This window comes from Deltaproteobacteria bacterium (assembly GCA_009692615.1).
Taxonomy (GTDB): Bacteria; Desulfobacterota; Binatia; order UBA9968; family UBA9968; genus DP-20.
In genome coordinates this window covers 1-14,111 of the sequence record SHYW01000053.1, presented here as the reverse complement: position 1 = coordinate 14,111, position 14,111 = coordinate 1, and the positions used below count along the sequence as shown (strand labels likewise).

Here is a 14,111-nt window from a genome sequence, read left to right as displayed (position 1 = left end):
TTTCGTGCTTCGAATTTTGTGATCCCAAATTTTCAAATATGTTTGGCTAGTCTTTGATGTAGATTTCCCAAGAAGACTTCATCAACGACTCGGCTTTGGTCTCGGTCATCACCACCGTATCGCCCAGCGTCAGATAACCGGTCTCGGGAAAATATTGGTTGGGATGAATGATGAAGGTCATACCCTCTTCCAGCTTAGTCTTATTGTCGTCTTCCAAGCTGCCCGGTGCGAAGGCGCCGCAGCCCAGTCCATGTCCGCGCACGCGCATGAACGGCGGGCGGCAATATTGTTCGTAGCCATATTCGATGAACGTCCCGTTGATCGCTTTGGCGACCGCGCTGGCCGGCGCGCCGGTCTGCGCGGCTTCCATGCCCAAGCCCATCGCTTTGTGGAGGATCGCGTATTTCTCGCGTACCACCGGCGCCGGCTCACCGAGCACCACCGTGCGGCAGATCTGCACGAACAGCCCGCCGATGCATGGCGTGATCTCGCCGATGATGATGTCGCCGGATTGTACGACACGGTCGGTGGGCGGATGGAGCGCTTGGTTGTGACTGTTGGCGACCACCATGCCGAAATTATCCTCGGCGCCGAGCGAACGCATTTTGTATTCGACGATGGCGGCAAGCTCGTATTCTTTCAAGCCCGGCCGCGCGTCTTCGTGCAAAGCATGCACGCCGGCATCAGCGATCGCCGCCGCGCGCCGCATACGCTCCAGCTCGAACGGCCCTTTGCAACGCGCCATGCTCTCGATGATGTCTTTGGCGTTGACCGGCGTCTGCTTGAGCGCTTTGACGATCTCGTCGTGCAAATCGACATGCATCGCCTCGCGCCCCACCAACCCGACCTTGCCGGAAATATTCGGCAAGCGCGCGTGAAATTCTTTGAACGGCCGCACGTCCGAAACGAACGATTCTTCCCGCGACCGCGCGATGTCCCACACTGGCGCCAGATAAAGCACCGGCGCGTCATCGATGGAAATCACCAACATCGTCTCCGGACCGACGCTGATGAAGTCGGTCAGATAGGCGACGTAGTTCATGCGCAAAAAATTATGCCGCCCCGAATCGTGCACCAGCAATGTTTGCAACCCTTTGTCGCGCATCGCCTGGCGCACTTGCGTCAACCGCTTATCGAATTCCGCTCGTTGATCCATAATTACCTCGAAAGTTTTGCCTGTATGGTACTTCTCAACTGTTCCAGCTACTACCGAATTCCCAATCCCCGTCGCCCCGGCCCCTTCCCAACGGGAGCGGGAATCGCAATCGGTAATTCTTACTGTTGCCTAATGCCCAATGCCTGTTGCCTATTTAATCAACTTGTTCGCCCGCGCCAACAGATTCGGGGCGATGGCCACGCCGACCTGTTTGGCTGTTTTCAGTTTGTCGTCGCTCCTATCCCGCCTTTCTCACCTTCGCCGCCGTGATCATTCCGTCGATCGAAAGATCTTCGTCTAACTCCGGCCAGTGAATTCCGTACCTCGACGGCGACAGCTCGAATTTTTCCTTCGCGTGCTGGGCTGCCGCCGCAAGCTTCTTGGAATGTTGCCAAAGATCGACCCGGTACTCCCGACCATCGACATTCAACAGGAGAAACTGATTGTCAAAACGGACGTTTTTCACGTGATGATATTTTTTCATTGTTTTCTCTTCTCGAACTTGTTCCACTCGCTCTCGATATACTCAAAGTGCTCGAATATTATTTTTATGACTTCTCGCTTGTCTTTCCCGGTCATCCGATAACTAAACGCTTCCGCGACGCCAAAGTTCGCCCGGTCCAACCAGTATTTACATTCTTTCTCGGCCTTCCGACAATGGATATGAATTGGCTCATTGGCCTCATTGGCATAGAAAAAGAATCGCCATCCGCGAATGAGAAGTGAAGTATTGTTGGCAAGGATTTTTCCTCCTGTTAACATTACTTGATTACCTTAGTCGCCTTCATCAGCGTCCACTGCGGTAACGTCAGACCGATCTGATCCGCCGTCTTTTTATTGATCACGAACTCGAACCTCATCGGCTGCTCGACGGGCAGTTCGGCGGGCTTGGTGCCTTTGAGAATCCTGTCCACGAAATATGCGACGCGCTGGTAGCTCTCCGCGACGTCCGCTCCGTAGTACATGAGTCCACCGGCCTCTACAGCGGCGCTGACGTTGTACGTCGAGGGTAACCGGCTTTTTAACGCAAAGCCGATTGTCCGATTTTGATTAAGATTCATTACCCCGCCGCCGAGCACGTAGAGTCCATCGGGGCGCTGCTTACCCATCGCGGCAAAAACTCTATCGAAATCGTCCGCAGTTCGTACCTCCCAAGGCTGAATAGTTAACTTCAGCGCACGCGCCGCGACCGGGAGATCATCTTTCACATTGAGTACATTGCTTGGAAGAGCTGGATCGTAAAGAACCGCGACACGGGCAAGTTTTGGGACGGCTTCTTTGAGGATCTCCAGCCGCTTACCGCCTAGCAGAGTGGCAAGGTTTGTAACGCCGGTGACGTTGCCGCCGGGACGGGCAAGGCTCTCAACCAGCCTTGCGTCGACAGGATCGATCCCTTGGCCCGTCATGATGATGGGAATCACCTTGGTGGCATTCATGGCCGCCCGGATCATCCTGCCTCCTCCTGCTACCAAGATGATATCAACCTTGAGACGCACCAGCTCGGCGGCAAGCTCAGGGGCGCGATCGCGCTTCCCCTCCGTATATCGGTACTCGATGGCGATGTTCTGTCCTTCTATGTAGCCGCGCTCGCGCAGTGCCAGCCGAATTGCCTCGGCACGGGCGGACTCACGAGCCGAATCGAACGACGATAGATACCCTATCCGCCAGACTTTCTTCGGCTGCTGCGCCCGCGCTGCAACGGGAAGAGTCAAGAGCATCGAGCAAAAAGCTCGCCGAGTGATTTTTTTATGCATGTGTTTTCCCTCGATTGATTTTTTCTTCACCCTCGCCCTCTCCCACTTTGCGGGAGAGGGAAGTGGCAATCGAAAAATTATTTCTGATTTCTGATCACTTTATCCACTCGCACCTCCGGCGGAATCGTCAGGCCGATCCGCTTGGTCGCTATCAAAAGGTGCCGTGCTCGCTGTTGAAGCAGTTTTTTCGTCCCTACGGCGTCGAAGAAAATATCTTCTCCAATTCAGCAATCAGAGGCGTGAGATCTTGGGTGACGATCTCCCAGAGAATGTCGAAGTCGACGTTGTCGTAGCCGTGGATGAGCCGGTTGCGAAGGCCGACGATCTGCACCCACGGAATGCCAGAGTATTGTGCGCGCTCACCAACCGGAACGCGGCTCGCTGCTTCGCCGACGATCTCCAGCAAGCGCACCAACGAAAGGTTGAGAGGACGGTCAGTATCCAAATCCGCGCGAGTCCTGCCCTGCGCCATTTGCGCCGCCTCGCGCGCCGCGTCGAGCATGTGGCGCAACCGCACGCTAGTGTCGTGGCTCGGCATATTGCACCTCCGCCTCTGCCAGCACTTTGTCGCGGAAGTAGGGGCTCAGAAACTGCGGCGTGTTCAAGTCTACCTTTCGTCCGAGCAATTCGGAAAGCTCGTGCTCCATCCCAAAAAACGCCAGACCAGGGGTGTGCTCCGGATCGAACTCCACCAGCACGTCCAGGTCGCTGTCGGGGCGAAAATCTTCTCGCAACGCCGAGCCAAACACCGCCAGCTTGCGAATGTGATGACGGCGGCAGAACTCGGCGATCTTCTCCTTCGGCAGGTTGTCTTTGACGTGGTTCGTCTTCATCGTTCGTTCACCCTTTTACCACAAAGCTTACTTCCTTCTCGCGGTTTGACTCAACAGCTTTCTTATATCGCAACAAAGCGGCCCCGCAGACAAAAATCTAAAACTTGTCCCTTCGATCGTCTCAGGGCAAGCTCTGAGCGAACGTGAAGGATCTCGATTCACTTGATCAACTTGGTCGCCCGCGCCATTACATTCGGATCGATGTTCACGCCGATCTGCTTAGCCGTCTTCAAATTGATGATGAACTCAAACCGCATCGGCTGCTCCACCGGCAGATCGGCGGGCTTAGCTCCCTTCAAGATTCTGTCCACATAATACGCGATGCGCTGGTAACTTTCCGTTTGGTCCGCCCCGTAGTACATGAGCCCGCCCGCCTCTACAGCGTCTCTGCTCTGGTACGTCGACGGCAACCGCCTCTTTAACGCAAAGTCCACGATCCGTTTTCGGTTAACACCCAGTAGTGGGCTATCGAGCACGTAGAGTCCATCCGGGCGTTGCTTGTTTAATGCCGCGAATACCTTCTCGAAATCTTCCGCAGTTCGCATCTCCCAAGGCTAGATAGTCAACTTCAACGCGTGCGCCGCAGCCTGGATCTCTTTCAGCTCGATTGCAGTAGCCGGACTGGCAGTTTCGTGGATAACCGCGACACGGACAACTTTGGGAAGCGCTTCTTTGAGCAGATCGAGTCGTTTCCCGCCTAGTTTTCTGGTCAGGTTTGTAACGCCCGTGACGTTGCCGCCGGGATGGGCAAGGCTGTCAACCAGCCCTGACTCGACAGGATCGGTACCACCGCCCACCATAACTATGGGAATCGTCTTGGTCGCGTTCTTGGCCACTCGGACCGCCGGTGTCCCTCCTGCTACCACGAAGATATCAACCTTGAGTCGCACCAGCTCGGCCGCGAGCGCAGGAAGCCGATCGTTCCTTCCCTCCCCATATCGGTACTCCGTAGCAATGTTCTGTCCTTCTATGTAGCCACGCGCGCGCAGAGCTAGCCGAATTCCTTCGGAACGGGCGGATTCACTAGCTGCATTGCCCGACGATAGATACCCTACGAGCGGAACTTTCTTCGGCTGCTGCGCCCGAGCAGAAAAGGGAAGAGCCAAGAGCAGCGAGCAAAAAGCTCGCCGAGTGATTTTTTTCTTCATCAGTTTCGCCATTTCTTTTTCCTTGACTCTTGTAGGGGCGACCGGCGGTCGCCCTTGCCCTCACCCCTGCCCTCTCCCATCGGAATGGGCGAGGGGGTTAAGATTTCTTCGCTCTGAACGATTCATTCGCATGTCACTCGCCGCCACTCGACCGACTAATTTTCACCGGCATGTAACCCAGTCGCGCATCCCGCTCGATCAATTCTCCCGAGCGCTCTTGCACGACACCGTACCCGCCGCCACCCGCGGTGAAGAACGTCACGCTGCCGCCTTGCTTCAATGAATAGTTCGGCTTTTTCGTGAGCCACATGCCCGGATCGTCGGGCGATTGTTTGACCAACGCTTTCGCCTTCTCGCCGCACTCGCCGCCAAACAATCCCCAAGGCGCGGTGCGCTGGCGTTCGACGTTGATATTGGTCGACGCGTCGCAGAGCACGCGCACGCTAACTTCGATGCCGAGGCCGCCGCGAAATTTTCCACTGCCGCCGCTGCCCTCGCGCAATTGTTGGCGCTCGATCAAGACTGGATAATAAATTTCTTGCAACTCCACCGGCGCGTTCTGCACGTCGCCCTGGCACATCGATACCGTCGCGTTCTCGCCGTCTTCATGCGCGCGTCCACCCCAGCCGCCGCCCATGATCGTCTGGCAGAGAAATCTTCTGCCGGTTTTCGGATTGACACCGAAAAATGCGTAGCCGCCCATGTCGCCCTTATGTCCCGCCGCGACGCGCTCCGGCATCGCTGGCGCCAGCGCGCGGAGAATTAGATCGATCACCGTTGGCAGCGTGCGGCTCCAGTTACCCACCGGGGACGGCGGGGTGGCGCTCAAAATTTTTCCCGGCGGGATGATAACTTTTAGAGCGCGAAAGCAGCCTTCGTCGATAGGCGAATAGGGTGCGACTAACGATTTGAACGCGACCCGCGCCGCCGCCACCGCGCCCGACTCGCCGGAATTGATCGAGCCCGCCACTTGCTCGCTGATCTCGGAGAAATCGATGGTCATGTCGCTGCCGGCAACTATTACTTTGACTTTCAGCGGCACCGGCTTGTCGAGATTAACGCCGTCGCTATCGAACAACGCCTCGGCTGCATAGCTGCCCGGCTTGATCCGCGCTACTTGCTCGCGCGCCAAAGCTTCGGACTGCTGCCAGATTTTCCGCACGCATTGCAAGAATGAATTTAAACGGTAACGGCTCACCAGTCCACCGAGGCCGCGGTCGCCGACCCGGCAGGCGGCGATCTGCGCGCGCAGATCGCCCAGGGAAGATTCGGCGAAACGCACGTTGTCGGTGATGATCTGAAAAATTTCCTGATTGAGCTGCTCGCCGCGATAAAGTTTCAGCGAACGAAACTGCAACCCTTCTTCATAAACTTCCCGCGTGCCGCTGAATCCGAACCCCATGGGCCGGCCACCGATGTCGATCCAATGGGCGCGCACGGCGAGAAACGCCACCAGCTCGCCGTCATGAAAGAACGGCGTGTAGACCACGACATTGTTTAAGTGCTGGCCGCAGACGTAGGGATGATTCATCAGCAGCACGTCGCCCGGCCGGAAACCGTCCCGCCCATGCATGCGCACGCCGTCGACGATGGCCGGGCCGAGATCGGCGAGAAAGATCGGCAGCGCGCCGAAATTTTGCGACAAGATATTACCATCGGGATCGACGATGCCGACGCAGTAGTCGCGCACCTCGTAGATCATCATGTTGTAGGAAGTCTTGCGCAGCACGGTGGCCATCTCGTTGGCGATATGCGCCAAGCCGTTGCGCACGACCTCGACGGTGATCGGATTGACGGGGGACAGGGCCATTTAGATTCTTACCTTTGACATGATAAACAGAACGACTTAAACAAATTTACTGCGCCGGTACGCCTGCGAAATAAATCCGAAGCACGAAATCCGAAATCCGAAACAAACGCGGCCAAAATAATCCAAAATGTGGAAAATCCAAAACGAGGAATCCGAATCAGGGTTGTTTGTAACATTTAGTTTTTTGGTCATTTGAATTTGTTTCGGATTTCGAATTTCGTGCTTCGAATTTTTGTCTTGATGCCCTTTGGATCTTTGCGCGAGTCATCTTTTTTTCATTTATGTTTGGTTAGGTTTTCTCGTCCGCCTTAACCGAGCGCGACGCCGAGTGGATCGGCACCGTCGCTTCACGCAGCGAGTAGAGATACTTGATCACATCCTCATTGGACATGTACTTGCTCATGTCGTAGCGCTCGCGGTGGACCATATCCTCAAGCGGCCGGCGCACGCCTTCGCCTCGGCTAGAAACGTCTGGGTAGCCGATCGGTATGATCAGATAAAGTTTTAGCAGGTCCGGCACGCCGAGAATGCGTTTGTGCGGCTCCTCGATGTGAATCGACACCCATTCGGAAGTTAAGCCGAGCGACGCGATGGCGAGATGGAGCAAGAAAGAAGCATTCGCCAAGCCGTCGGTCAAGTGCGATTGATCGCGGCCAAAAGTATGCGCGCCCATCACCGTGCCCCATTGGCGCCGGCCATCGCCCAACACGACGATGACCGCCGGCGCTTCATGCCAATTGGCCTTGGCTTTGTTGAAGCGCAGCGATTCATGCGGGTCGTTTTTCACTTGATAGGAAGGATGGCGCAAGCTGTACTCGCGCTGCTGCTCCATCCAGAAAATAAGATCCGTGTTGTATTCCGAGTAAGCGTCGCGTAGCTCTTTTTTAGTTTTGGGATCGGTGACGACGATGAACTCCCAGGGCTGCGAGTTGGCCCCCGACATCGCCCAGCGGGCGACTTCGAGAATCTTGTTAATGGTATCTTCAGGAATCGGATCGGCTTTGAACTTGCGCACGCTGTGGCGCGTCTTCACCAGCTTGAGCAGCATGTCATAGGTTTCATTGTTACTGGACATTCACACACTCCATAGTCTACAGCGCCGACTTTACCGCGGCCTGCGAATCCGATTCTCTCCCCCTCGACGGAGGAGAGTTAGAGTAGGGGTGCTAAGTTTCACGCCGGCTCAAATACATCTAATAAATATTCAATTCACTCCACCGCCAACATCGCATCCGCCAGGGCGCCGCGCAACGCGCGATCGATCACCAAGCCGTCCCGCGTCGCCGCCAGCACCGCTTGCGCAGCCGCTTCGCTGTCGACGTAGCGTTGAAAAATCGGCTCGAAGATATCCGAATGATCTTCGTCGGCGACCGCATGCACTTCGGTTTGAAAATCTTTGTCCGCTGTCTTGTTTCCCATTTCCGCCCGCTGCTTGCGCTTCCAGCGCTCGACCAAGCCGCCGCCTTTGACAATCGCGTTGTTGTTGCGCCGCTCGAGAATATGCGAATAAATCAACCCTTCGAGCCACGGTTTGTCGCGCGTGCAGTAAAGCCAAACATAGTAAGCAGCTTTAGCGCCGGGATTGAGCATAGATTCATCGCCCGCTTGCAAATCATCCTCGGTCACATGGGCGCGCCCCATGCGCTCGTCGTGAATCAGCTCGTCTTTCTCGTGCGCCCAGATCGCGCGCTTGACGTCGAGGGGCGCTTTACCGGCGACGAACGCCCAGCAGTCGCGCCGATTGTTGGCGTAGAAGGTCATGTGGTTCTGATAGATGGCGACCCGCCCGGGGGTGAGCGTTACCGCAAAGAGTTTCTTGAACTCAGGGGTATCGAACTGTTGGTTGACCATCTCATCGATAGTCGGGCGTATTTTCGGCCAATGGGACATTAAACTATCCTCTACAGCTTTTCTCTCGCTAGTTCGTTGGAAAAATAGAACTGAGCATCTCAACCTTGCGAATCTTCAATCTTACATCCTCTCCCTCGACGGGAGAGGATTGAGGTGAGGGTGCCGGATCGAAAACACCCCTCACTCTAACTCTCTCCCGCAAGGGGAGAGAGGACAAAACGGTCTAGCCGGTGCGTTCGATCTTATACAGCTTGGCTGCGTTGTGCCAAAGTATCTTACGTTTATCGCTCTCGCTCACACCGTCAAAACTTTTCGCCAGCGCCGCTTGCGTGTTGGGCCAAGTCGAAGTCGCCTGGGGAAACTGGCTCGACCAGAGAATATTTTCCGTGCCGATGTAATCGCGCACGCGCAAACTGGCGCGATCGTACCAACCGACCAGATAGCACTGCCGCTTGAACAGCGCCGACGGCATCAGTTCGTAACCGTTCTGCGGCAACTGATCGCCGGTGGCTTGAAAGTCGGTGTACTCCAGCAAATAAGCGCCCCAACCGAGGCCGCTCTCGGCGAGCACGACTTTGAGACTTGGAAAGCGCATGAGGATTTTCGAAATCAGCAAGTTGACCAACACCGACACCGAGCTCGCCGGCCGCGTGATCGACTGCACCGCGGCGGCGAGAGTCGGCGAATAGCCTTCGTAAGCCGGAATCTGAATCTTGCTCGACGCGCCGGCGTGAAAACAGATCGGCACGTTGAGTTCCTGACACACCGCCCAAATCGGATCGTAAGCCGCGTCGTTGATATGCGGCACGGCGCGCAGCTCCATCGGGATCGACGGATAGATCACGCCGCGGTGACCGTTAGCCACACAGCGGCGAATCTCGCGCACCGCGGCATCAGCTGGAAACAGCGGCACGATGCACTGTGGAATGAACCGCGGGCTCACCCTCGCCCACTCTTCAATCACCCAGTCGTTGTAGGCTTGCACGCAGGCCAGTTCTAATTCTGAATCTTCGATGCACCCAAAAGTTTGCCCGCCGACACCAGCGATGGTCGGATAGAGCACGGCATGATCGATGCCCGCCGCGTCCATCGCTTTCAAGCGCTCTTTAGGATCGTAAACGACCGAGGGGACTTCGGACCAACGCTGTGGATTGTTCGTCCGCTCGGCCATCGCCGCGCCGCAATCGGCGACGCCGTTGAGCGGAACTTCGCGGCCATCAACAAACCAGCGCTCGACGCCGTTGGAATTTTCCTCGACATGCGGGATGCGCTTACCCCACTTTGCCGAAGACAATCGCTTGGTCCAAACATCGAGATGTTCCTGCACATGTTCGTCGACGCTGATGAATGAATTCGTTGTTGTCATGTAAATTATGCTTTCATCGAAAAACGATTTCTGTCTTCCTATCTGTCATACCGGCGAAGGCCGGTATCCAGCATTCAAGCGTGCCGCACAACCACAACCTGGATGCCGGTTTTCACCGGCATGACGACCAAGAACGAGGCTGCTCAAACCAGCCCGTACAACCGTAGCGCATTGCCATAGCACATTTTCTTCCGCTCATCTTCCGGCACGCCGACCAGCGACGCTTCGACGAAGCTCCATGATTTTGGATAAGTCGCGGCGATATGCGGATAGTCCGACTCCCACATGATGTTGTCGACGCCGACCAGCTCGCGCAGTTCGATGCCGGCCTTCTCGTACCAGAAGTCGACGTAGATTTGCCGGCGAAACACTTCACTCGGTTTGGTTTTGATCCCTTCCTTCCACAGCTGGCGCTGCTCCCACTCGTGATCGCTGGCTTCGAGCACGTAGCTCACCCAGCCGAAACCGGTTTCGGCGCAGGCCCAGTTGAGGCGCGGATGACGGTCGAGAATGCCGGAGAAAATTAAATTGGGAATCAACTGCGCCGGCGTCGCGCATAAACGCGAAGTCGAGACGGTGTGAAATTCTTTTTTGGTGAAGCCGTCCCATTTCGGCAGCGACAACTGCTCGACCAAACCGGAAGAGCCATGCCAATGCATCGGCACGCCCAAGTCGGCGCAGCACGCCCACAGCGGCTCCCAAAACGGATCGTTCATGCGCCTTAAACCTTTTTTCGTAAACGCCGGCTCGGCCAGCATAACCACACCGCGATGGCCGAGCTTGACCGCGCGCTCGACTTCGGCGACGACAACGTCGATGTCGCTCATATAAGGAATGATCGCCACCGGCACATAGCGGTCGCTCACTTGGCGCCACTCGGCGAGGGCGTCGTTGTACGCCTGCACGCAAGTTAGTTCGAACTCGGCATCGGCCTGTAAAAAAGCGAAGTTCGACACCGGACCGTTGGGATAGAGCACTTCGCCGTCGACGCGATCGTCGTCCAAAGCTTTCAACCGTTCCGTCGGATCGTAAACAATCTTCGGGACTTCCTCCCAGCGCTTCGGGTAATAACCGCGCGCCACGCCGCCCTCCATCGCCGCCGGACAGTTGCACACCCACTCGCTACGCACTTTGCCGTTGACCATCCAACGATCGACCTTCTTGCCGGCCTCGTCGACTTCGACGATCTGCGGAATCCGCTCGCCCCACTTCGCCTTGGACAATCTCTTGGTCCACGCGTCGCGGTCCAACTGCGCGTGGGAATCACAACTGAAAAGTCCGAATTTCACTTCCATCGTTTACTCCAAGGTAGCGTCGAGCCTCTTACTTCCTCGCCCTCTGGGAGAGGATCGAGGTGAGGGCTCTTGCAAGGGCGGCCGGCGGTCGCCCTTGCCGTTTCACCGTCCCAAAAATATTTCATTGAATAGTTTTATCTGCTTGCCGGCGTCGCCTTCATATTTAATCACATGGGGCGTGCGCTCGACCAACTCGGCGACCCGTTTCGAGTCGGCCTCGACGCCCTTGCGCAAGGGAATTTTATCGATCTCGCGCAGCGCCTTCTGCCCCTCTTCAGACAAGTAGAAATCCACCAGCAGCCGAGCCGCGTTGGGATGGGGCGCGTTTTTGGCGATCGCCACCGACGACACCGTGGCGAAAGATGGATCGAGGGTCAGCCAGTCGACTGGGCCGCCGCGCTCGCGAATTTTTTCCAGCTTGGTCACCTGCATGAACGCGACGATGGGAAATTCCCCGGCGGCGAGCAGCTGGGATATTTTCGTATAGCCGTTGTGCGCGATCAGCCCCTGCTTGGCGAAGGCGCGCATGAACGCCAGCGCTTTCTCTTCGCCGCGCAGCTCGGTCATGCCGATGAGCGGATTATTCGTACCGATGTGAAAAGCGATTTTTCCTTTGTACTCCGGTTTCAAGTAGTCGGCGTAGCTACGCGGTGCCTTGGCCAGCGACATCTGCGTCGTGTTGACGCCGGTAACCAAAATATCGGTGTTGATACCGGTCCAAAAACCTTTGGGATCCATATAACCTTGATGGAGAAACTTAACCTCGGGACTGACGTACTGCGCCAGGAGGCCGATGTCCCGCAGGTAATTCATCGAATCGGGAGTATGGCCGAAGACATCGGTCAACTGCTTGCCGGCGCGAAACTCGGCGATGGCGCGCACCGCCAACGTCGCCGCGCCCAGCCGCACATGGTTGACCTTGAGAAAAGGATATCTCTTGGCGATCGCCCGCTGAAACACTTGGAAGTCGGACAACACCATGGTGGTGTAAAGCACGACCTCGCCTTCCTTGCGCGCCAAATCGACTTCCGCCGTTTTGGCATCAAGCGGCAATGCGATAATCGACAACAGCAACAGCGCAATGAAACGAATCATTACAACGCCTTCGATATCATCATCGGAATTGAATATTGTACTTTCCAACTTCCTCTCCCTCTGGGAGAGGACTGAGATGAGGGCTCTTGTAGGGGCGACCGGCGGTCGCCCTGCCCTCTCCCAAAGGGAGAGGGTTTAGAAAACCGCCTCACACATAATCCGCATGCTCGCCCTGATGGGTCAACGACAAACCGAGATTATCCATCGCCAAGCGCGTATTGATGCCGAGAATCCGCAGCGGCTCGCTGCCGGTGTTGAAATACTGATGCCACTGGAACACCGGAATCGATAACACGTCCAGCGTACCGAAGTCGTACTCTTTGTCTTCGACGATCACTTTGCCTTTACCGCCGACCACCAGATCGATCTCGTCATATAAATGGCGGTGGGCGCCGGAACGTTTGCCGGGCGGGATCTCCGCCATCACCACGCCCAACGCCTTGGCGTGAAAGCCGATGCGCGGATCGACCACGTAGGCGAGATTGCCCATCGCCGTCGGCGCGAAGACGAGATCTTTCTGCTTGACCAACACCTTGCTGTCGCGCCGCAGTTGCTCCTCGTGCATGGCGAAGGCGACCTGTTCGGCGTACATCTCAGCCGCGCGGTTATTACCGATCTTCGCGGTTTCAACCGTGCCACCGCCGCCGGGGATCAAAGTCTTCCGCGCGTCTTCGCCTTCTTGCGCGTAGATCCAAAATTCCGGGAAGCGTTCGTCTTCGTAAACCGCTTGGCCCAAGCCCAGCGACAGCGGCCCGGTGGTCGAAGCGATGCGCAGCACCGGCTCATCGCCGTCGTTGATATGGCGATGCCAGGAAAACATCGGCACGCTGAGCAAATCTCCCGGCCCCCAATCGTAGCGCACGCCGTCGATGATGCTGTGGCCGTGGCCTTTGAGAAAATAAATGATCGCCTCCACCGTATGGCGATGGCCGAGGGACTTCCACTCCTGGCCTTCTTCGGTGTGCGGCGGAATCACGTCGTACCACAGCCGATGCGTGTGGTTGTTCGAGCCCAGCCGCGCATCGACGACATAAATATGTTTATGCTCGCCCAGCTGCTTCTCGACGTCGGCCCATTTGAAAAGAACTTCCTGCCCCTTACGCCGCCCCTGCTCATCCTTGGCGAACTTGACGCTCTGCATCATCAGTTCGGTGTGACGATCCTTGATCGACTTTACTTCCATCCAATCCTCCTGATTCCAGATGTTCACTCGCCCACGGAAAATCTATTCCGCCACCGGCCCGGCTGACTGTATAACAACGCTTTGGCTATGCCAAGAATCCCACGGCCACGGCCCAGCAACGATGGTTGGGAGGGAGGAGATCAACCACGAAAAACACCAAGCATACGAACAATCTCGGATCTAATTTTCGTGTATTTCGTGCTTTTCGTGGTTAACTCTTCGATTGCCGATGTTCGGGATAATCGGAACGAGAGAATCCGGCTGGTGACTCAGTTTCATCGTCCGCCCAGAAAGATCTGCCTGAACTCGCGGGCACTCTCCTCCAATATCGGCCCAAGAAAATCTCCGTCGGCGACGAACATCTCTTTTTCCATGAGCTCGGGAAATCTTGGTTTGACGCCTTTGCGCAGCACGACGCGGCCGAAGCTCGTCACCACGCTCTGGCCTTCGTCCGACAACGACCAATCGATCAACTATAAATCGCGGGCGTAAAGTGTACCACTGAACCGGCAAAGATCTGGCAGAAAATGGCGGGTCAAAAGTGTACCGGTCCTGTAGGCTGTCTCGATGTTATTGAATGGCATCGGGAGGCTGGAAGGATGTTCACAGTGGAGCTTTAT

General features: G+C 56.3%; 16 protein-coding genes. All 16 read right to left on the bottom strand.

Features of this window, described 5'->3' with window-relative positions; all coding sequences use genetic code 11:
- Positions 1–46: 46 nt before the first annotated feature.
- Positions 47–1,156, bottom strand: a complete 1,110-nt coding sequence (locus tag EXR70_13980) for an aminopeptidase P family protein (protein ID MSP39592.1) — start codon at positions 1,154–1,156, stop codon at positions 47–49.
- 238 nt (positions 1,157–1,394) lie between these two features.
- Entirely contained in the window at positions 1,395–1,640 is a 246-nt protein-coding gene (locus EXR70_13975; GenBank protein MSP39591.1) for a DUF2442 domain-containing protein, read from the bottom strand.
- The gene (locus EXR70_13970; GenBank protein ID MSP39590.1) at positions 1,637–1,918 is read right to left on the bottom strand and encodes a DUF4160 domain-containing protein; all 282 of its coding nucleotides are present in this window, start codon (positions 1,916–1,918) and stop codon (positions 1,637–1,639) included. Before EXR70_13970 ends, EXR70_13975 begins: the two co-directional genes overlap by 4 nt.
- Positions 1,918–2,940 (bottom strand): hypothetical protein, encoded by a 1,023-nt coding sequence (locus tag EXR70_13965; protein ID MSP39589.1) that lies wholly within the window; start codon positions 2,938–2,940, stop codon positions 1,918–1,920. Before EXR70_13965 ends, EXR70_13970 begins: the two co-directional genes overlap by 1 nt.
- 163 nt (positions 2,941–3,103) lie before the next feature.
- Complete coding sequence (locus EXR70_13960; protein MSP39588.1) at positions 3,104–3,412, bottom strand: DUF86 domain-containing protein; 309 nt, start codon at positions 3,410–3,412, stop codon at positions 3,104–3,106.
- A gap of 16 nt (positions 3,413–3,428) precedes the next feature.
- On the bottom strand, positions 3,429–3,743 hold the full coding sequence (locus tag EXR70_13955) for a nucleotidyltransferase (GenBank protein MSP39587.1): 315 nt from the start codon (positions 3,741–3,743) through the stop codon (positions 3,429–3,431).
- Between the two features lie 158 nt (positions 3,744–3,901).
- The gene (locus EXR70_13950) at positions 3,902–4,288 is read right to left on the bottom strand and encodes a hypothetical protein (protein ID MSP39586.1); all 387 of its coding nucleotides are present in this window, start codon (positions 4,286–4,288) and stop codon (positions 3,902–3,904) included.
- Positions 4,289–4,297: 9 nt separating this feature from the next.
- Positions 4,298–4,903, bottom strand: a complete 606-nt coding sequence (locus EXR70_13945; protein MSP39585.1) for a hypothetical protein — start codon at positions 4,901–4,903, stop codon at positions 4,298–4,300.
- Positions 4,904–5,024: 121 nt separating this feature from the next.
- On the bottom strand, positions 5,025–6,701 hold the full coding sequence (locus EXR70_13940) for a hydantoinase B/oxoprolinase family protein (GenBank protein MSP39584.1): 1,677 nt from the start codon (positions 6,699–6,701) through the stop codon (positions 5,025–5,027).
- Positions 6,702–6,990: 289 nt separating this feature from the next.
- Positions 6,991–7,776: a hypothetical protein gene (locus tag EXR70_13935; GenBank protein ID MSP39583.1), complete on the bottom strand. Its 786-nt coding sequence runs from the start codon at positions 7,774–7,776 to the stop codon at positions 6,991–6,993.
- 134 nt (positions 7,777–7,910) lie between these two features.
- A complete protein-coding gene (locus EXR70_13930; protein ID MSP39582.1) occupies positions 7,911–8,591 on the bottom strand; it encodes a hypothetical protein in 681 nt (226 codons plus the stop codon).
- A 184-nt stretch (positions 8,592–8,775) separates the two neighbouring features.
- Positions 8,776–9,918: an amidohydrolase gene (locus EXR70_13925; GenBank protein ID MSP39581.1), complete on the bottom strand. Its 1,143-nt coding sequence runs from the start codon at positions 9,916–9,918 to the stop codon at positions 8,776–8,778.
- Positions 9,919–10,061: 143 nt separating this feature from the next.
- On the bottom strand, positions 10,062–11,213 hold the full coding sequence (locus EXR70_13920) for an amidohydrolase (GenBank protein ID MSP39580.1): 1,152 nt from the start codon (positions 11,211–11,213) through the stop codon (positions 10,062–10,064).
- Between the two features lie 102 nt (positions 11,214–11,315).
- Positions 11,316–12,308, bottom strand: coding sequence for an extracellular solute-binding protein (locus EXR70_13915; protein ID MSP39579.1), 993 nt, complete (start codon positions 12,306–12,308; stop codon positions 11,316–11,318).
- A gap of 148 nt (positions 12,309–12,456) precedes the next feature.
- Positions 12,457–13,491 (bottom strand): cupin domain-containing protein, encoded by a 1,035-nt coding sequence (locus tag EXR70_13910; protein ID MSP39578.1) that lies wholly within the window; start codon positions 13,489–13,491, stop codon positions 12,457–12,459.
- 275 nt (positions 13,492–13,766) lie between these two features.
- Positions 13,767–13,964, bottom strand: a complete 198-nt coding sequence (locus EXR70_13905) for a hypothetical protein (protein ID MSP39577.1) — start codon at positions 13,962–13,964, stop codon at positions 13,767–13,769.
- Positions 13,965–14,111: the final 147 nt, after the last annotated feature.

Coding starts and splice junctions, on each gene's coding strand:
- EXR70_13960 (MSP39588.1), bottom strand. CDS start 3,412: ATGCTCGACGCGGCGCGCGAGGCGGCGCAAATGGCGCAGGGCAGGACT.
- EXR70_13970 (MSP39590.1), bottom strand. CDS start 1,918: ATGTTAACAGGAGGAAAAATCCTTGCCAACAATACTTCACTTCTCATT.
- EXR70_13945 (MSP39585.1), bottom strand. CDS start 4,903: ATGGCGAAACTGATGAAGAAAAAAATCACTCGGCGAGCTTTTTGCTCG.
- EXR70_13975 (MSP39591.1), bottom strand. CDS start 1,640: ATGAAAAAATATCATCACGTGAAAAACGTCCGTTTTGACAATCAGTTT.
- EXR70_13930 (MSP39582.1), bottom strand. CDS start 8,591: ATGTCCCATTGGCCGAAAATACGCCCGACTATCGATGAGATGGTCAAC.
- EXR70_13950 (MSP39586.1), bottom strand. CDS start 4,288: ATGCGAACTGCGGAAGATTTCGAGAAGGTATTCGCGGCATTAAACAAG.
- EXR70_13935 (MSP39583.1), bottom strand. CDS start 7,776: ATGTCCAGTAACAATGAAACCTATGACATGCTGCTCAAGCTGGTGAAG.
- EXR70_13915 (MSP39579.1), bottom strand. CDS start 12,308: ATGATTCGTTTCATTGCGCTGTTGCTGTTGTCGATTATCGCATTGCCG.
- EXR70_13940 (MSP39584.1), bottom strand. CDS start 6,701: ATGGCCCTGTCCCCCGTCAATCCGATCACCGTCGAGGTCGTGCGCAAC.
- EXR70_13980 (MSP39592.1), bottom strand. CDS start 1,156: ATGGATCAACGAGCGGAATTCGATAAGCGGTTGACGCAAGTGCGCCAG.
- EXR70_13910 (MSP39578.1), bottom strand. CDS start 13,491: ATGGAAGTAAAGTCGATCAAGGATCGTCACACCGAACTGATGATGCAG.
- EXR70_13955 (MSP39587.1), bottom strand. CDS start 3,743: ATGAAGACGAACCACGTCAAAGACAACCTGCCGAAGGAGAAGATCGCC.
- EXR70_13920 (MSP39580.1), bottom strand. CDS start 11,213: ATGGAAGTGAAATTCGGACTTTTCAGTTGTGATTCCCACGCGCAGTTG.
- EXR70_13925 (MSP39581.1), bottom strand. CDS start 9,918: ATGACAACAACGAATTCATTCATCAGCGTCGACGAACATGTGCAGGAA.